This window comes from bacterium (assembly GCA_040755755.1).
Classification (GTDB): Bacteria; SZUA-182; SZUA-182; order DTGQ01; family DTGQ01; genus DTGQ01.
The window spans coordinates 50719-70103 of the sequence record JBFLZW010000054.1 but is presented as its reverse complement, the minus strand read 5'-3'; the positions used below and the strand labels follow the sequence as shown (position 1 = coordinate 70103).

General features: G+C 52.8%; 14 protein-coding genes and 1 tRNA gene. 3 read left to right on the top strand and 12 right to left on the bottom strand.

Features of this window, described 5'->3' with window-relative positions; genetic code table 11:
• The 4 genes from AB1611_16130 to AB1611_16115 all read right to left on the bottom strand — a co-directional run.
• On the bottom strand, positions 1 to 258 hold a 258-nt coding region (locus AB1611_16130), incomplete at its 3' end, for a hypothetical protein (protein MEW6381117.1).
• A 423-nt stretch (positions 259 to 681) separates the two neighbouring features.
• Positions 682 to 1611, bottom strand: a complete 930-nt coding sequence (locus AB1611_16125; protein MEW6381116.1) for an inorganic phosphate transporter — start codon at positions 1609 to 1611, stop codon at positions 682 to 684.
• A gap of 26 nt (positions 1612 to 1637) precedes the next feature.
• A complete protein-coding gene (locus AB1611_16120; protein ID MEW6381115.1) occupies positions 1638 to 2285 on the bottom strand; it encodes a DUF47 family protein in 648 nt (215 codons plus the stop codon).
• 101 nt (positions 2286 to 2386) lie between these two features.
• Positions 2387 to 4660 (bottom strand): sulfatase-like hydrolase/transferase, encoded by a 2274-nt coding sequence (locus tag AB1611_16115; GenBank protein ID MEW6381114.1) that lies wholly within the window; start codon positions 4658 to 4660, stop codon positions 2387 to 2389.
• Positions 4661 to 4862: 202 nt separating this feature from the next.
• Here AB1611_16115 and rsmI point away from each other — a divergent pair, with 202 nt between their 5' ends.
• Positions 4863 to 5588, top strand: a complete 726-nt coding sequence (rsmI, locus tag AB1611_16110; GenBank protein MEW6381113.1) for a 16S rRNA (cytidine(1402)-2'-O)-methyltransferase — start codon at positions 4863 to 4865, stop codon at positions 5586 to 5588.
• 29 nt (positions 5589 to 5617) lie between these two features.
• Here rsmI and AB1611_16105 read toward each other — a convergent pair whose 3' ends face one another.
• The 3 genes from AB1611_16105 to AB1611_16095 all read right to left on the bottom strand — a co-directional run bounded on the left by AB1611_16105 (position 5618) and on the right by AB1611_16095 (position 8475).
• Positions 5618 to 6592 carry an ROK family protein gene (locus AB1611_16105; protein MEW6381112.1) on the bottom strand — a complete coding sequence of 325 codons (975 nt, stop codon included), beginning with the start codon at positions 6590 to 6592 and terminating at the stop codon, positions 5618 to 5620.
• A gap of 19 nt (positions 6593 to 6611) precedes the next feature.
• Entirely contained in the window at positions 6612 to 7811 is a 1200-nt protein-coding gene (locus tag AB1611_16100) for a phosphopentomutase (protein MEW6381111.1), read from the bottom strand.
• A 166-nt stretch (positions 7812 to 7977) separates the two neighbouring features.
• Positions 7978 to 8475: a flavodoxin family protein gene (locus AB1611_16095; protein ID MEW6381110.1), complete on the bottom strand. Its 498-nt coding sequence runs from the start codon at positions 8473 to 8475 to the stop codon at positions 7978 to 7980.
• 290 nt (positions 8476 to 8765) lie between these two features.
• Here AB1611_16095 and fdnG point away from each other — a divergent pair, with 290 nt between their 5' ends.
• Both fdnG and AB1611_16085 read left to right on the top strand, forming a co-directional pair.
• Positions 8766 to 11867, top strand: a complete 3102-nt coding sequence (gene fdnG, locus AB1611_16090; GenBank protein MEW6381109.1) for a formate dehydrogenase-N subunit alpha — start codon at positions 8766 to 8768, stop codon at positions 11865 to 11867.
• 167 nt (positions 11868 to 12034) lie between these two features.
• Entirely contained in the window at positions 12035 to 12532 is a 498-nt protein-coding gene (locus AB1611_16085) for a hypothetical protein (GenBank protein MEW6381108.1), read from the top strand.
• A gap of 216 nt (positions 12533 to 12748) precedes the next feature.
• Here the strand turns inward: AB1611_16085 and AB1611_16080 are convergent, their stop codons facing one another.
• The 5 genes from AB1611_16080 to AB1611_16060 all read right to left on the bottom strand — a co-directional run bounded on the left by AB1611_16080 (position 12749) and on the right by AB1611_16060 (position 19273).
• Positions 12749 to 13042 (bottom strand): integration host factor subunit alpha, encoded by a 294-nt coding sequence (locus AB1611_16080; GenBank protein MEW6381107.1) that lies wholly within the window; start codon positions 13040 to 13042, stop codon positions 12749 to 12751.
• Between the two features lie 463 nt (positions 13043 to 13505).
• A tRNA-Leu gene (locus AB1611_16075) sits at positions 13506 to 13591 on the bottom strand.
• Positions 13592 to 13757: 166 nt separating this feature from the next.
• Entirely contained in the window at positions 13758 to 15035 is a 1278-nt protein-coding gene (locus AB1611_16070) for a radical SAM protein (protein ID MEW6381106.1), read from the bottom strand.
• Positions 15036 to 15103: 68 nt separating this feature from the next.
• The gene (locus tag AB1611_16065; GenBank protein MEW6381105.1) at positions 15104 to 15628 is read right to left on the bottom strand and encodes a hypothetical protein; all 525 of its coding nucleotides are present in this window, start codon (positions 15626 to 15628) and stop codon (positions 15104 to 15106) included.
• A 195-nt stretch (positions 15629 to 15823) separates the two neighbouring features.
• Positions 15824 to 19273 carry a biotin/lipoyl-containing protein gene (locus AB1611_16060; protein ID MEW6381104.1) on the bottom strand — a complete coding sequence of 1150 codons (3450 nt, stop codon included), beginning with the start codon at positions 19271 to 19273 and terminating at the stop codon, positions 15824 to 15826.
• Positions 19274 to 19385: the final 112 nt, after the last annotated feature.

Genomic DNA, 19385 nt, shown 5'->3' with positions numbered 1-19385 from the left:
GCCGTAGAGGCCGCCATACAGGCCGTACCCGCCATAGAGTCCACCATACAAACCGCCATACAGGCCGTAGAGCCCGCCGTAGAGGCCGCCATACAGGCCATACAGGCCGTAGAGGCCGCCATACAAGCCAAAGCCGGGTATTCCATAACTGTAATATGCTTGAGCGTTTTTGTGGGGTGCTATTGTAGAAACGAAAATGAAAAGGGCAGAAATTATTAACAACTTACATTTGGCAGTAAAACTTGCAGAACGATTCATGGCGCATATCTCCTCTTTCCTAGCCATTCGCAAAATCTCCGGGAAAAATCAATTTCCTGAAAAACTCCCCCCTCTACGATCTTTGCCACAACCCTTCTTTATCCACAGGAGAAATTCCCCTAACCCTGCTTTATGAGCGCGATGCCACCTCCCTTCTGTAATTGTAATAAAATCTTGTCCTCGTGCATTTGTCCATTATCGTTTTCAGCTATCGATCCATGCTAGCAATCTCCATACCAGCAGCAGAGGGCTGAAAATCCCTTGAAAAGCAAGCTGAAGACAGGGGAATAAGAGGCGACGGAACTGGATTTTGTCATAAAGTTTAGGTTCTTCTGTGTCAGATTTATAGAGGTCTGTATCGAGATCGAGGTCATTCAGAGCGAGAACGCAGGTGGCTTCACCTGCCGAAGGCCGATGGCAGGATCATACCGCCAGCCACCATCGGGCCATGATGAAGGAAAAGGCGAAGGCCATGGCGGGAGTAAACAGCCAGCCCATCATGATTTGAAAGAGCGTGGTCAGGCTGATCAGTCTGAAGTTTTTCACCATGCCTATTCCCAGGACTGCCCCGATGGCTGCCTGAGATATGGAAACCGGCACCCCGATCCTGGCAAAGGTATGAAGAGTCAGGGCCACTGATAGAAGCATGATAAGAGCGGAAAAAGCATCCATCAGAAGTATCCGGCTGAACAGGGTTTGCATGACTCCCCGGCTGAAGGTAAGAGCGCCCAGAGCAATGCTCAGGCCCCCGATCAGGGTGGCCTGCGAGAGGGTCAGCATTCCGGCCTTGAAGAATAAGCCTGTCGCATTGGCTGCATTATTGGCACCCATGGAAAAGGCACTGTAGCAGCCCACCAGGAAAAGTGATACCCGCATGAGCCGGTCGTATTTGAGAAAGTGAAGGTTTATCAGCCTCAGGATCCGGCCAAGGATGATAAAAGCGGCACTCGCGATGAGTGCCCCCCCGACCGGCGTCAGAATCCAGCAGATCAGCACCTTTTCCAATGCTCCCCAATTTATCTGCCCGGAAAACATGCCGATGCCCAGAATCCCGCCTACCATGGCATGGGAGGCGGATACCGGCAGGCGCAGGAGGGTCAGAATGCCTATGGTCATAGCTGCGGCCAGGCAGGCTACAAAAGCGCTGTTATTGGTCTGGCTGGTCAGGCTGCCGAGCGTTCTTATTCCCGCATTACCATCCATAATGGCTCCCAGGATAATAAAACCTGCGGAAAGCAGGCATGCGTCCCGATAGGAGATCATCTGGGTCGATACTGCGGCTCCCAGTGCTTTGGCTGTATCATTGACTCCGAGAGCCCAGCCCAGGAAAATCCCGGCCACAAGTCGTATCATCGGTTTTCATTCAATCCCATGAGTTGTCATATGAGCCTCTTGGCAGCTATGATATTCAAGCGGTCTCCTGCATCTTCAGCCCGGTCCGAAATATTTCCCGTCTCGATAATCAGTTCCTTGAGGAGAATTTTCTCCCCCACCGGAGTCGAGCTCAGGAAAATTTTGCGGATCAGTCCACGTTCTATGGCATCAGAGGCCCTTTCCTTAACACCGATCTCTGCCGTGATTTTTCTCACCTCTCTGGCATTATCAAACAGGGCCTGAACCGCGCGGGCGACATCTTTGAAAGTCAGGAAATTGACCTCGGCAAGCTGGCGAAAATCATTCTTGAACATTTCAGGAATGTGCAGGCATTCCGTATCGATTTGCAGAATCACTGACTGTGCCTTATTGGGAATCTTGTCCACGGACTCCATGACACCCAGGATATCGCCGCGGGATTCCGGTATCAGTGCCTTTTCGTAAAGGGTGAGCTCAATTTCCCGGCGAAGGTCGTCGGCCTCGGCTTCGGTCCGGTTGATCTGCTCGACAAATTGCTGCAATCCCTCACATTCTTCATGTTTCAAATAAGCCAAAAACCCGCTCAGGAAAGCATCCATACACTCCGATGCCCTTTGGAGGTATGCATTGATCATTTCCAGGAGGTGATGCTTTTTGGAAAAAAATATGCGCATAGTACGGATGTCCCTTTATGAACCACGAAACACACGAAACACACGAAAAAATACTTCGTGCAGTTGGTGGTTAGCACATTCTTTGCCCCCTGGCCACTTGATCACTGACCACTCCCACCCTCTCCATCCAGCCTTTCCAGAAGACTGCGCGCCTGAGCGTGGTCAGGTTGAATCTGGAGGCACTGCCGGAAAAGCTGTCCGGCCTTCTGCCGGTCGCCGGCCATCAGGCAGCACTGCCCCAGGGCAAAAACAGCCTGGGCATCCCGGGGCAGGAGCGCGACCGCCTGCTCCCACTGCGGGATGGCCAGAGCGTATTGCCCCTGACTGGTATAGTACCTGGCCAGTTCGAGATAGACCTCAACCAGAGAGGGGTTGATACTGAGTGCCTGCTGATAGTATTGCCGGGCTTTTTCCAGATCGTTCATCCGCAGGCGGGTATCTCCGAGGCATCGCAGACTGACGGCGGTTTCCTGAGCGTCATCCTGTTCCCGGCTCAAGGCCAGGGCATGGAGAAAAGCTTTTTCCGCTTCAGCCAGCCGGTTGGTTTTGATGGAGATGATACCCAGGTTATTATAAGCTCTCGGCTGATCAGGGTGCAGGGAGGCTGCTTTTTGAAAGTGCCGGGCAGCCTGCTCATGGTCATTGAGATGATCGTAGACCGAGCCGATCTTGTTGTGCGTTTCCAGATAATCGTCCTGCTCCTTGAGCACGGCAAGGTAGTGATCAAGCGCCGTGCGGTAATCTCCCTGCCGGCTGTAAACATCGCCGAGCAGGTAATGGATGAAGATATTTCCCGGATCCACGGTAAGAATTTTTTCAAACTGCCGGGCTGCTGCTTCCAGTTTTCCCGCAGCGTAGAGGGTCTGTCCCTGATCCAGGGATTCAAGAACCTGGGCCATGTCCTTGGGATCGATCGCTGGCCGGTCAGACCCGGACCGGGATGCCTTCTCCTGCCGGGGAGCGGACAGATAGCCAAGGCTCTGAAGTCGCTTGCGGATCTCCTGATCGTTTACGACCTTCGGTCTGGCTGCACCTTTGGCCGAGCCTGCGGCGGCAAAGCCTTTCTCCATCTCCTGAAGCTCCTTTTCCCATCCCTGCGCCCGCTCCGGCTCCCTGAGGAGAAGGTTTTCCGTTTCCGCAGGATCGGACACGGTCTGATACAGTTCCGGAGTGGGAGCCTGGATATATTTCCAGTCCCTGGTCCGCACTCCTTTCAGGCTTGACCAGTCAAAATTCAATTTGGTGTACAGGGACTCGGCGTAAAGCCTGAGATCCGGTGAGGGTTTCCTCCTGTCCGCCAGCCAGGGCACCAGGTTTATGCCCTGCCCGTAACTTTTTCCCGGCTCTGCCAGCCCCAGAAGAGCGAGTGTGGTTGGCAGGATATCGATCGTTCGCACCAGAAAATCCGGGGAATTCGGGTAGAGGGGAGGCTGCCCGGCGATTTTGAGCATTATTCCATCCTCGAACCTCTTGAAGCGCGGACTGCTGATAATGAGGGGAACATGCAGGGTGCTGTCATAGATAAACACCCCGTGGGTTTTCTCCCCATGCTCGCCACAACCTTCTCCATGATCAGCGGTCAGGATCAGCAGGGTATTGTCCCGCAGCTTCAGTTTATCCAGGGTATCAAGGAGTTGCCCAAGGCAGGCGTCCGTATAGGCAATTTCTCCGTCATAGGGCTCGCTGGCGTAGATGCTTTTGTGAGGTTCAGGAGGGTCGTAGGGATCGTGGGGATCGTACAGGTGCAGCCACAGGAAGAATTTCCTATCCTTATGCTGCGCCAGCCAGTCCCTGGCCAGCTTCAGCACTTCATCACCCCGGCGCTCATAGCGGAAAGAGTCATTGCGGTTTGGGTCAGGAGCAATGTCATCTTCATAGAAATCAAACCCCTGGTCCAGCCCGAAGCGGGAATTCAACACAAAGGAGGCCACAATGGCCGCCGTGGCATAGCCCTTCTCCTTCAGGATTTCAGCCAGCGTCTGATAGCCGTCATCGAGAATAAAATACCCGTTGTCCCGAATGCCGTGCACCGGCGGATACAGGCCGGTCAGGATGGATGCGTGGGAAGGCAGGGTGAGGGGGACCGGGCTGAATGCCTGCCGGAACAGAATGCCCTGCCTGGCCAGAGCATCGATGGCCGGAGTCCGGGACTTCCGGTATCCGTAGCATCCCAGGTGATCGGCCCGCAGGGTATCGATGGTGATCAAAACCAGGTTATGCGGAGGCTGACCGGAGAACAGACTCGCGGCAGAGCGGTTATGGCCGTCCTGAGCATGAAAGGGGAGGGGATGCCAGGAGGAGCATCCGGGGAGGCTCAAAGGTACGAGAAACGCTGCCAGGAGCAGCACAGCAAGGGACCGGGATTTATCTATCATCGTCGTTCGTTCCTTTATCGGTTTGGATGATATGCGTTGAATAAGGGCTTTTGTCCATAATGAACGATAAAACCAGGAGTTGTCAAGGAAGAAATTTTCAGTTTGACAAGCACAGCGGCAATCCTCTATGATTCAAATTTGGCTATTCAGTTAAGTGACTCCAAGAAGTGACTCCAAGAGATGGAAGTGAGGCAGCGAAGAAATGCAGGAAGAGAAAAAAGGTATCCTTTACATTGTCAGTACCCCCATTGGCAACCTGGAGGATATTACCTTGCGGGCTCTGCGGATATTGAAGGAGGTGGACCTTGTCGCAGCCGAGGATACCAGAAGGAGCAGAAAGCTCCTGTCGCACTACGATATCCATACTCCCCTGATCAGCTTTCACGAGTACAGCAAGCGGCAGCGGACCCGGAAGCTGGTTGACTGCCTCCGGGAAGGGAAGAGCATTGCCCTGATCTCGGATGCAGGCACTCCCTGTATTTCCGATCCCGGGGTCCGGATCGTGCGGGAGGCTGTGGCCGAGGGGGTGCCGGTTGAGCCGGTTCCGGGTGCCTCGGTGCTGGCTGCGGTCCTCAGCATCTGCGGCCTGCCGGTGGATCGGTTTGTATTCGAAGGTTTTCTGGATGGCCGCACAAAACGCCGTCAGGAAGAGCTTTCCCGCCTGAAGGAGGAGGAGCGAAGCCTTGTCTTTTTTGAATCACCGCACCGGCTCATTGCCTGCCTGGAAGATATGCACGCCATTCTGGGCAACCGGCAGGTGTGTATAGCCCGCGAATTGACCAAAAAATTCGAGGAAGTCATACGCGGAGATATCTTCGCTGTTCTGGAATCCCTCAGAAGCCGCCCTGCCATCAAGGGAGAGATAACTTTTATCGTTGAGGGAGCGCATCGGGAAAAGAAGCGCCCGGAGAAGAAAAAATACAGCTAATCACCACTGGCCACTGATCACTCTCTCCCCTACCCTACACAGGCCGCATCCTTCAGGCCAAAGCAGGCTATCCCGGCGGCACCGATGATTCCGGCATCATCTCCCAGGGACGCTTTGCGGATTTGAGCGGTCTGGGCCAGGCTCGCGAAAGCGCGGCAGCGGACCTCAGCCAGGGTCAGGGGATAGAGCATATCCCAGGCATTGGCCAGCCCTCCTCCGATGATAATCATTTCCGGGTTCAGGAGATTGATCAGGTTGGCAATACCGATACCCAGATACATACTGGTTTCTTTCATGATTTGCCTGGCCAGAGAGTCTCCCTCCAGAGCTGACTGATAGACAAGAGTGGAAGTTATTTTTTCCTGATCCCCGCCGACCTGATCCATGACCGTAGTCGGCATTCCTGATTGAATGGCCAGTTTGATTCTGCGAACCACAGCAGAGGCGGAGGCATAGGATTCCAGGCAGCCATAATTGCCGCAGTTGCACTTCAATCCGTTGGGCTCCACAGTCATGTGGCCGACTTCACCGGCCATACCGTCGAATCCGTGCCAGAGGCGGCCGTCAAGAATGATGGCTCCGCCGACTCCCGTGCCCAGGGTCATGCAGACCATGCTCTGGACATTTTTCCCTACTCCCACCCATTTTTCTCCATAGGCGAAGGCATTGGCATCGTTATCGAGAAAAACAGGGTAGGGGAGCTTATTCTCCATGATCAGTTTCAACGGTACCTGCTTCCATTCCGGAAAGTTCGGGGAAGTTACCACCGTGCCTGTCCTGATATCGATAATGCCGGGAGAGCCGATCCCTACTCCTTCAATCCGGTGCCCTTCCTTCTCGGCCTGTTCGATGACGTTCAGAATCGAGCCTGCAATTCTTCCAATCACTTCTTCCAGTCCGAGATTCACTCTGGTTGGAAGTGAAAGGCGGTGAAAAACCTGGCCGCTGGAGCTTACTGCTCCTGCTCTCATATTTGTTCCGCCGAGATCGACTCCGATGAACAATTTTTTTCCCCCTTGATGATTAGACAATTTCATCCAAAAAAGATACACCCCTCAGTAATTCGGAAATACAAAAATTTTGGGCTATAGTCCGGGCGACATCGGAAAAAGATGTTCTGGTCCCCAGGTTGATGCCTTTTTGTGCACGGGGAGTAAAAGCCAGGATCGGCGTATACTCCCGCGAGTGGTCGGTAGATGGCGTGACCGGATCGCATCCGTGGTCTGCGGTGATCAGCAGCAGGTCATCGGCATGCAGGGAGGCCAGAATGCTCTCCAGCCGGTGATCAAGGGATGCCAGGGCCTGTGCATACCCGTGCGGATCGTTCCTGTGGCCGTAGAGCATGTCAAAATCAACCAGGTTGACCAGAAGAAAGCCCTTTTTCAGTTCGGACAGGGTTTGTTCGACCTTGTCCAGAGTATCGGCATTGCCCTTGGCAGGGATCTGCCGGGTAAATCCCCGATTGGCAAAAATATCCACCACCTTGCCGATCCCGATGACCGCAAACCCCTTTTCCTTCAACCGGTCCAGCAGAGTCGGCTCAGGGGGTTCCAGCGAGAAATCTTTTCGTCGGCGGGTGCGCTGCCAGTTGCCGGGATTGCCGATAAAGGGACGGGCAATAACCCGGGCCACGGCGTGAGGCCCTTGCAGAATAGCCCTGGCCAGGGTACAGATTTCATACAGCCGGTCAACAGGGATAATCTCCTCATGGGCAGCGATCTGAAAGACACTGTCCTGGGAAGTATAAACGATCGGAAACCCTGTCCGGACATGCTCCTGGCCAAGCTGATCGATAATTTCCGTGCCCGAGGCAGGGATATTGCCCAGAATCCCGGTACCGATGGCCTGCCGGAAGGGATCGAGGACTTCATCAGGGAACCCTTGAGGATAGACGGGAAAGGGTTTATTGACGATAACGCCCATGAGCTCCCAATGTCCGACCGTGCTGTCCTTCCCCCGGGAAACTTCGACCAGTTGTCCATAGGCTCCGATGGGCTGGATGGAAGGGTCGTGACCGGCAAAGGGGCAAATATGACCAAGCCCCATTCTCTCCAGATTGGGCAGGTGAATGCCGCCCACGGCTGCGGCCAGATTCAGCAGGGTGTTGCTTCCGCTGTCTCCGTATTCGGCTGCATCCGGCAGTGCTCCCACCCCAAAGCCATCGAGGATCATGACCAGAATGCGCTGAAATCTGATTCTTGGTGATTGAGTGTTTTTTACCAAGGTAGACGGTTATATTCGCAGATTACGCAAACTCGCAAGATTTGATATCTCTCCTCAACCTGCGCTCATTGCGTAATCTGCGAATTGATTGCGGGTTAGTCACATGATTTCAGTTTCGGCTGCCGTAATCTTCTCTTCCCCTGCGGGTTTGATTTATCCGCCTATTCTACTTCCAGGTTCCCGCCTCTTTCAGGCACCGGACCAGCTCTGCAACCCGGGCACCCAGAGCCCTTCCCTGGCTGAGCGCACCCTGATCCGGCTCTCCCAGGGCAGCAGCTCCATAATGGCCTCCAGCCGAGATGGGGTCTCCCACGACAATCATCTCATGAATCAGCATAGCCTGAATAATCGACATGATGGTCGTCTCCTTGCCGCCGGTATCATGGCCGGAAGTAACGAACGCAGCCCCGATCTTATTTTTCAATGATCCTCTGATCGCTACGCTCCGGTCAACCAATTCCTTGACCGGGGAGGCCATGCTGCCAAAATAAACAGGCGAGCCGATAATGATCGCATCTGCCTGCCGAAGATCATCGTTACTCGTATCTTCAACCTTTTTTACGGTGACCTGAATACCCTCTCCTTCTGCCCCGTGAGCAATCTCCCGGGCCAGAGCCTGGGTATGTCCGCTCCGGGAATAATAAACAATTAATATATTTTTCATTTTCTATCTCCCTTATCCTATGAGAGGCTTGGTTTTCAGGATCTTACTCCTCGGCAATGAGGCACATTTCCCACCTCTCATTATCACTTCTATCATAAATCACCAGGAGTGTCAATATCTTTGGTTTTATCCATAAAAGGTATTAATTTATTGAATTATTTGAGCTAACTTTATGACATCTGGAGTCCGGGCGATAAATACCGGTTCCCGTCTTCCAATTCTGATCTTGAGCGGGAAATCTGGCGAAAAGGTATAGAGGAGGGGGAGTGGCCACTGACCACTGATAACTTATGGATATCAACCGACGAGATTTTTTGAAGGTATCAGGGAGCTTAACTGCCAGCCTGGTTTTGGAGAGTCTGGGATTTGGCAAGCTGGCCCTCGGAGCCGTGGAGGCCAAAAACCGGCAATTGAAGTATGGCCGTGAGATCCCTTCCATTTGCCCGTACTGCGCGGTCGGATGTGGTCTTTTGATTCATGTCCGGGAGGGGAAGGTGATGTACGTGGAGGGCGACCCCAAGCACCCGATCAACCAGGGTGCTCTGTGCAGCAAAGGAGCCGCCCTGGTTCAGATTTCGGGCGAGAACCGGCAGCGGCTGACTGTGCCTCTCTACCGGGCACCCAAAGGCAGGGAGTGGAAGGAGGTTTCCTGGGACTGGGCTTTGGACAGAATTGCCCAAAATATCTATTACTCTCGGGAGCGAACCTTTGTCCAGCACAATGATCAGGGCCAACTGGTCAACCGGACCGAAGGGATCGCTTCCATCGGCAGCGCTGCACTGAACAATGAAGAGTGTTACGCTTATCAGAAATTTCTCCGCGCCCTGGGAATAGTCTTCATGGAGCACCAGGCCCGGCTCTGCTACTCTTCCACCCTGGCTGCCCTGACCGAGTCGTTTGGCTGGGGGGCGATGACCAACCACTGGATCGACTTGAAGAATGCGGATGTCATTCTGATTATGGGCAGCAATCCGGCCGAGAACCATCCCATTTCGTTTAAATGGATCATGGAGGCCAAACAGCACGGGGCCAAGGTTATTCACGTAGATCCCCGCTTCACCCGGACCTCGGCCAAGGCGAACATCTACGCTCCGATCCGCTCCGGCACGGACCTTGCCTTTCTGGGCGGGATGATCAATTATATCATCGAGAACCGGCTCTATTGTGAAAAGTCCGTCCGGCTTCATACCAACGCCTCATTTCTGGTCAACCCCCAGATCCAGTTACCCGATGATCTGGACGGGCTCTTTTCCGGATACGATCCCAAGACCCGAAGCTACGACAAATCCACCTGGACCTTTCAGCGGGATGCAAGCGGCAGGGTGAAAAGGGACCTGACCCTGCAGGACCCATACTGCGTTTTTACCCTGCTGCGAAAGCATTTTTACCGCTATACCATAGACCTGGTTTCCCGGATCACCGGCACGCCCAGGGAACTCCTCCAGAAGATATACCAGACCTTTACCGCCACCAGAGGCTCGCAGCGCTCCGGCACGATCCTCTCTGCCCTTGGCTGGGCCCAGCACACCGTGGGCACACAAAACATCAGGGCTATGGCCATCATTCAGCTTCTGCTCGGCAATATCGGCGTTGCCGGCGGGGGAATCAATACCCTGCGGGGAGAATCGAACGCCCAGGGGGCCACGGATCATTCCCTGCTGTACGAGTTGCTGCCGGGGTATCTCAAAATCCCCTCTGCCGGTCAGGCCACCCTGAAGGATTACCTGGAAGCCCATACGCCCAAAAGCTCTGATCCGCACAGCGCCAATGAATTGCGTAATTATCCTCGATACGCCGTGAGTCTGCTCAAGGCCTTCTTTGGAGATGCGGCCAGAGCGGACAATGATTTTGGCTATCACTGGCTGCCAAAGATCGAGCCGGATCAGAATTACTCCTGGCTCATGCTGTTTGACGCCATCTATGCCGGCAGGATTTCCGGCTTTCTGGCCTGGGGACAGAATCCTGCCTGCAGCGGGGCCAATGCCACCAGGGTGAGAAAATCTCTGGCCAGCCTGGACTGGCTGGTCAGTGTCAATCTCTTCGATAATGAAACAGCCTCCTTCTGGCGGGGCACCGGTATCGATCCTCTGGAAATCAATACCGAGGTATTTCTACTCCCGGCAGCCATCTCTTTCGAAAAAGAGGGAAGTATCACCAATAGCGGCCGGTGGATGCAGTGGTGCACTCAGGTAGTGAATCCTCCAGGCCAGGCCAGGGCCGATGGAGAAATCATGACCGAACTGGTCAGGCGGGTCAAAGAGATTTACCGCCGCAAGGGAGGGAGAAACGTCGAGGCCATTCTCAACCTGTCGTGGGATTTCTCATCCCGGATGCCGGATGGCACGGTCAGACTCTTTGATCCGCACCGGGTGGCCAGAGAGATCAATGGCTCGTTTCGGGAGGATGTACAAATTAACGGGCAACCCTTCAGCCAGGGAAGGCTGGTTTCCCACCAGAGCAACCTGCAGGCGGATGGCACGACATCCTGCGGCAACTGGCTGTATTGCGGAAGTTACACAGAAGAGGGAAATATGGCCAGCCGGCGGGATGCCAGTGACCCCGGCGGGCTTGGACTTTATCCCTCCTGGGCATGGTCCTGGCCGAACAATTGCCGGATTCTCCATAACCGGGCTTCGGTCAATGACCGGGGTCTTCCCCGAAAGCGAGGGAAAGTGGCCATCAGATGGGACGGCCGCACGTGGGTGGGAGATGTGCCCGACGGAAACTGGCCGCCGGTGGGGAGCACGGAGCAAGCCCCGGACTATCGCTTTGCCTTCGCTTTGCTGCCCGAGGGTTTGGCACAGATTTTCGGGCCCGGTATGGCCGATGGTCCTTTCCCCGAACACTACGAGCCCCTGGAATGCCCGATCGAAAAGAATCTGCTCTCCTCCCAGCGGCTGAATCCAACGATCAAACTGCTCAGTGAAAAAGGAATCAGGGGCGGCGAGATGCGGTTCATGACCTGTGATCCGAAGTTTCCCATAGTCTGCACCACCTACCGGATCAGTGAGCACTGGCAGACTGGAATCATGACCCGCCGGCAGCCCTGGCTCATGGAGCTGCAGCCGTGCATATTTATTGAAATGTGCCGGGAACTGGCCGAAGATAAGGGGATCAGGAACGGGGATGTATGCCTGGTCAAATCCGCCCGCGGCAACCTTGAGGCTGTAGCCCTGGTTACCGATCGGCTCCAGCCGCTCCTGGTTAACGAGCAGAAGATATATCAGGTAGGGCTTCCCTGGCATTTTGGCTGGCTGGGGCCGCAAGGGGGAGGGGACAGCGCCAATATCCTGACCCCATCGATCGGGGATGCCAATACCATGATTCCCGAAACCAAGGCCTTTTTGGTGAATATAGTGAAAAAAGAGGACTCCGGCGGGGAGGAGAAGTAACCTTTTTATAGGCAATACCCCTCTGTGCCTACCTGAGTATTACATTTAATTTTGATCTTTTCTCCTGTCATCCTGTATAATTTTTTCAGGAGTACCTGACGACTCTCAAATTGTTCTAACGGTATGGCAACCTTGAGATTACCCTAAAGTGAGCGGGAAGACAGAAGATGAACAAATTAGAGGCAGTTCAGACACAGATCAGTCAACTGAAAAGGGGAGAGCATTTCGCCAGACGGGAGGAGATCACCTGGCTGGCTGACATCCTGTGGGACGGCGAAGTTATTGAAAAGATATATGAGGCTTCAGACAGCGACGGTTTTTCACGCGGTATGGTTGCCCTTACTGATCAACGCCTTATTACCATCTTACGGGTTTATCTCACGTGTGAATCGGGATTGTCGATCAGAAAAAAATGTATGATTGAGATCAATGAATTTTCCTATCGGGAGATATTCGACGTCTATCCGGAGGGATTTGGCAAGATTACCGTTGAAAGCACCAGGAATAATCGCAATTTCAGTTTTATTTTACGGGATAGAACCCAGGACAGGAACCTGTGCGACTACCTTGATGTAAAACTGCTCCAGGGTCAGGGGGAAGTAAAAACCAGATACTCTTTCCCTTCGCCTCCGCAACCAGGCAGGGAAAAGTCCGATCACCCTTGAAAGCAATAATAAGCCTTATCAGACCTCAATACATCTGGATAACCTGTTGCAGAGGATAACTATCCTGGACCTCAGCACAGGGATAGATGATCCTCCCGCTCGTCCTGTTGTACATGAACCTGCTTCCGGACAATGGTGCCTGCCATGTCGCTAGTGGGCGGGATTTCCCGATCAGGACAGTGGGCTTATTCAGTCACCCCGGCAGGGTAGGCGAGCTTACTCATCTCCGTTATTATCGCAGACCATACCCCGGAATATCTTCGATGGTTTAAACGTGACCACCTTTCGCTCAACAATTACCGCTTCTTCACCAGTTCTCGGATTTCTGCCCATTCTCTTGTTTTTCTCCCGGACAGTAAACTTACCAAAACCTCTGATCTCGATAGATTCGCCCTTCACCAGGGTTTCCTTCAGGAGGTTAATGGTAGTCTCATATATCCGTCGTGCCTCATTAACCGTAATATTGGGAAATTGATCCCAGATGGCTCTAATAATTTCTTCTTTAGTCATAGAGAACTCCTGCGTAATTGGTAATGTTCAGGACCATTAACTTATTGTCTTATTTTATTAAAAACTCTCGCTTGAAACATCTTCAGATGATCTTCCAGCAAAGGAGAGTACCTACACTTCTGAGACTGGGAAGGGTTACAGTAAGATAGTAAAAATAAAAACGACCTGCACGGTCGTTCTCCCTCTTGGCCACAATCGACCACCGGGTTTAAGAATTATAGAGGTTCAGTTCATATATCTCTTGGATTTTAAGGAGCAGCGAGCCTTTCAACAAGTTAAAATACCTGACTGCAAACTCTCTGGAAATATTGACTACTTTCTCAGAAACACATCAAACACCTGGTTATTTATTACTAAAATACTAGCTCAACCTCGAGCCCGTTGTCAAGATAAAAATATGTCCCCCTATGAGGGGTAAGCCGTCCTAAAGCACTATATCTAAAGGGATAAGGGCAGGGATTCATGCCGGAGGAGGGGGTCGAACCCTCATGGGCGCTGAGGCCCGCGGGATTTTGAGTCCCGTGCGTATGCCAATTCCACCACTCCGGCAATGACATTCGATAATTTCAGTCTCGTTAAATATCTACCATACGCTTGCGGTCGTTGTCAAGATATTTTGGCCGCAATGAGGTTAGGATATTATCAGGACTCTATCAGCCCGAAGATTCGCCGTTCGCATATCGATAGAAGAGACGGCTGATGTTTGCCGCGGTTTTCACCATCGACGACTTCTCGAATGGCTGGTATCTAATGGAGTATACTGCCGAAAAACCACTTTGTTCGATACCCTTGCCTGCACTTCCCGCTCCCACGCTTCCATTTCCGCACGACTCAAGGGAGTATAGCACCGCGAGCAGTACAGAGTGTCGGGTTTAGGGGTCATCCGGGAAAAAAAGACCCGGTCCGGGCAGCTTTGATTGAGAAACTCCACTGTACCCGCCAAGTGCTCCCGAAATAATTCCCTGCCGCCATACCCGGTGATGATCATACAGGCCAGCTCAAGACCTGCTTCCCGAATCTTGCGGGCAGCTATCAACTGCTCTTTCCGGGTGGTCTGTTTATTCATGTCCTCCAATACCCGATCGCTTCCTGACTCTATCCCCAGATATATTCTGCTCAGTCCGGCCTGCCTCAACCGCTGCAATTCGATACTGGATTTTCCCTCGACCTTTCCACCATCTCCCATGATACTGAGCACACTGGAAAAAGCGGAAATGCGGGGGATATCAGGAAACTCCCGGCGCAGAAACTGAATGATTGTCTCAAGCGATTGCAGGGATGCAGCCAGCGCATCCCCCTCGGTTAAAAAAAGCTCATACCCGCTTCTCACCCTGCCGTCGAGCCACCTCATTTTCTTGTGTGCACAGAGCAGTGTTTCAGAAGGGGAGAGAAGACGAAAGGGACGCGCGAGAAAAGTATCACAAAAGCTGCACGGCCCATACAAAAACCGCTTTCTGCACCCCTGCATTACCGGAAAGCAGAGCCGGGGATCGGTAAACGGCGGAAGGATCAATGACAAATCACCCTCCATCTCCTGAGAGTCCTTTCGTTCCGCTTCGAGGGTCGGGAAATCGAAGGCAAGAGCATCCAAAACGAGTGCCTTGAGCTCCGGCCTGCTGGAGATTTCGCGGTCCGGTATTGCCTGGTAAGCCCGTTGAAGTATGGCATAGGCAAAGCCTGTCACGGTCCTGATCGATATATCCGCCCAGGAAAGAAAAGGAAAATCCGTCTCCCACGGAATACTTTCCATTTCCCCTGCCGGATACCACCTCCCCCAGAAGTCCCGCTCAAGAAGTAATCGGGACACCCGACGCTCCCGCATTTCAGGTGTTGCAGAGCGAATCGAGCGCAGGCGGCCATAATCAAAGGCAAGCCGGTACTCCCGGCCGGAAGGGCACAAGGTACAGAGGATCAGCCTGCCCTCCGTATGGGCAGCAGTAAGGGTACCTGTCAGGCGATTATCGAAAAAGCGGATAGTATAGTCGTCGAGCATCAGGATTCCTGCAAACAGATGGGTTGATCATATAAATGGATTGGTATATCCAGTGAAGCGAGGTCCGGTTACAAGGCTCCTTTCGGAGGAAGAAGCTTTTCGATCAGGCTCTTCAGGAAGGCTATCTCATCTTTTTGGGTTTCCAGAGAAGTTTTCATACTTGCCTGGTTCTTCTGCATCTGCCATTGCATCCTGATCACAAACCCTGACATGGCGAGGGCAATAGTAATAAAAAGCCCCATCATCCAGATGATGAGGTCAAATTTACTATTCATCTCTGCACGCAGGTCATCGATTCGCTTATCCATTGCATCGAATCGCTTATCCATTGCATCGAATCGCTTATCCACCGATTCGAATCGCTTATCCACCGATTCGAACTGTCTATCCACCGATTCGAACTGTTTATCCACCGATTCGAATCGAGCGATCATTTCTGAGCGCAGATCCTTCTGCCCCTCCTCAAGCCTGGAAAGCCTCTCCACAATCTCCCTGTCCGAAATACGGGGAGCAACCTCCACAGCAGAAACTGGAGAGATATAACAGGAAATAATCAGCAATGGAACCAATGTATTAATAATAATCTTTTTCATATATTTTAATTTACTCCCTGATACGGGATACTGTCAAGGCAAAATCTCCAATCAATCTTTCGTTTCCCATGAGAAAAATCAAAATCCTCCCTTCCATCTCCTTTAAAGAAAGGAGGGGGGATTTCAAATAGATAGGCGGGGTTATTAACCCCGCCTATTAAATATCGTAAAGTTTTGGGATTGACATTGAAGCTTTTACTTCTCCTCAAGTTCCATAAATCCAACTGTCTGGCCGACCAGGATATCTTCTCCCCGCAGTACTTTGATATCGATCAGTCTTCCATCACCCGGAGCCCTGAGCACGATTTCGCCGTGCCGTTCGATTTCGATGAGGGCCAGCGGCTCTCCTTTATGGACCTCGTCACCCTCGGCTTTGAACCATTCCTTGATAGTCCCCTGAACATCCCTGACCATGTCCATCCATCGATGGCTATCGAGGATGCTGTCTTCTTCCTGCTTCCAGAGCGGAACAAAGAGGCTCCCGCGGGCGCGAAGAAGCTCCTTCTCCTTCCTCGGTATCTCAGAAGTATATCTGGCCATGATTCGCACAAGGCCAGGAGTTTGACCTGCCCAGTAGGTGCAGGAGGCCCCGCCATTTTTATCGGTTTCCAGGGCAGATGCTGACAGCCTGCCATTTCGGGAAATATTCCCTCGCTCATCCTGTAACCAGAGCTGGATAACAGCATCCTGATTGGGGTTTTTATTGATATCGGTAACGGTGAGCTTGATATTGACAGAATCTCCGATGTCCGTTTCAAGAGTGTTCTTCTTCTCCGGATCAGTCTCCATAATAAGCCTGGCCGGGGCATCGCTCATTTGGTAGATGCTGACTTCTACCGGGGCGACTGGAGGAGCACTCTCAGGGTTTTCCACCCGCGTGGCTACCGCTTGTATGGTTACCGGACCGTAATTTTTTCCTGCCTGATAATAGACATACCCGCTTCCTGCATGAGTTTCGATTGTCTGGGGACTCAGCCTCCCCTCAGGCTTATCTGGAAACACCTGAGAGAATGAAACCCGGTATTTCCTGGCAGCCGGTTTCCCGTATTTATCCAGCAGCCGGACGGTGATCCTCGACCGGCTGCGGCCATCTGCCGTGATGTTTTCCGGGTCTGCCGTCAGGATCATACTGACTGCATCTCCATCTTCGGCTTCTGCCAGGGCTCTGCTTTGCTGCATCGGCTGTACCAGCCAAAGGTCCAGGCTGCTTTCAATATAGGTGGTTATATAGCCTGCTCCAGCATGGCCGGTATCCAGGTCTTTGGCGATAATCAGGGCTGTTTTGGCAGCATTACCGGCTGTATATTTGGCCTTGATCCGCCCGAAACTGTCGGTGACATCCTCGAAGTCAATGGCCAGTTTCCCATTGTCGATTTTCTGGCCAAAGTCACCTCCGCCAACAACATCCGTATATTCATCGGTTGTGGACAGGGTCAAGGCAATATGATGGTTGCTTAAGGGCTTTTCATTGACATCCTTGACCTCTATGGTGATCTCTTTTTGAGATTTTTCATCGGCATGCAGCGAATCATCACCCTTTTCCGGTTTCACGGTAATGATGGCCCGGGTGTCGATCGTCAGGCGATTTTCGCTGCTCTTGCTGGTTATATTGCCAGCCGGATCGGACAAATGCCCCCAGACCGTGATTTCCTCTGCATCATCTCCCGGCTGAATGGCATAGGTGCCCTGATATTCTCCCTGAGTGAACCGGGATTCCTCCATTGAGACCTTCTTCCCTTCGGGGCCGAGGCTGAAAAAGGCGATTCCCCCAGGCTCCCCGGAAAGGGTAACGCAGAGCAGGTCTCCGGCCACCAGCTTTCCCGAAATTCCGGCTACCCGGGTGCCATTATGCTCGACTCTGGCAATAGCGGGCGGCTCCCGGTCATCCGCCTGGACGTTGATCCGCAGGGGCTTTTCACCCTTGCCAAGCTTTTCTCTTTTAGCCTGGTCAACCAATCTGGCCACCAGGACTGCCTCCTTTGCTTCATCCGTCGCCTTGACTTCGTATTCACCCTGATAGATTCCCGGACGCAGCTCTTCCAGAGGACTCCACTGAACCACTCCCTCTATGGAAAAGGAGGCTTCGCATCCCCGGTCCCCTTCCACGGTTACTTTGATGATCCGGCCTGTTTTAACCGGAACTCCCAGGGTATCGTCGATAACGGAATAAATGGCCGGAGACGAAGCGTGCTGCGACAGATCAATCGGCACTGCCTCGGAAATCTTCGACCGGTTCCCGGCCTCATCCACGGTCCGGACTACGTAATAGTAAAGCGCACCGGCATCAGCCTTTTCATCGGTATAGGTGGAAAGCTCTTTCTTGACGAGAATATCAGCCGATGGCGGCGGGAAGTCCGGATCAATGGCCGAAGGCGAGCGGATAACTTCCACCGCCGAGAAACTCTCCGGAGGGGGTGGTGTCCAGGATATTTCAGGCTGACCGTAAGCATTGATCTTGCCGGTGACAGCCTGGACCGGCGGCGGCGGATCGTTTTTAATGGAAATTGTGCCCGCAGCCTTTTTCATGCTCCTGTTGTCCCGGGTATCGGCAAGGCATCCCCAAACCGGCGCATTGCTCAAATTGGCACCCTTGGGTATGATGAATTCCCGATGGTATACACCGGGGCTGGTCTCTTTCATGGCCTGATTCTCGGTCAGGCCTTCGATAGTAAAAGAGGCATGGCAGCCAGGCTCACCCCGCATAACGAGCGTGACTATATCACCGGCCTTCCGGGCTTTCCCTTCCGTATCTTCGGTGATGGAGGCAATGTACAGGCTCTGCGTATAGCAGTGGACCTCCAGCGGGAACTTGCTCTCTTTTCCCTGCTTGTTCACGCTGACCACCGAATAGAGGTATCGTTTATTTTCTTCAGCGGTTTCGTCCAGGTAGGAGGTAGCGACAAGCAATTTTTCGGTGAGTTTTTGAAATTGCTTTTCTTCAATGGAGTTTCGCCGGTAAACGTGATAGCCTGCAAGTTGAGGGTCAGTGCTTGCCGGCCATTCCAGTTTAACCTTGCCCAGCACATAGGCAGCTTTCAAATCGGAAGGCTCGACCGGATTGGCACTGGGAGTCGCCTCCTTTTCCTCGGACTGGGGGCTTTCCAGTCCATCCTCGCTGACGGAGGTAATAGTATAGTAATAGGTAAGACCATTTTTTACCTCATGGTCTTCAAAATAGGTGCATTCGATGGGCACCTCGGTGATTTTTCGATATTCCTGTCCCTGCCTGCCGGTCCGGTACAGATGGTATCCCCGGATCGAGCGATTCGCGCTTTCCTCCCAGAACAGCTTGACCCGGTTGTCATCGCCGATGGCGGCAAATCCTGGCGGGGGAAGGATGGTGGGAGTGGCAAAGACATATTCGGATGGAGCGCTCGGATTACCGCTGAAATCCACCGCTCTGACGACATAATAGTATGTCTGGCCGTTTTTGAGCCCGCTGTCGATATACGAGCATTCAGAGATAAGCTCCCTGTTTATTTTCTCTTTCTGTTCTTCCCGCGTGGTTCCCCGGTAGATATCATATCCGGCCAGGTCCAGAAGAGGAGTCCCATCCACGTTTTTGGTGGGAGAAATCCAGGATATCTGAATCTGTCCATCTCCCGCTATGGCCCGAATGGCCCAGGCAGAGGAAGAAAAAAGCATTATCAGCCAAAGGCTTAAGATCAGCGTGAAAATACCTGAACTCCATAAAGCACTCCGGCAAAACCCATGAGCACAACCAGACTCTGATAAAGGCGGCTTATTCCCTCTCACT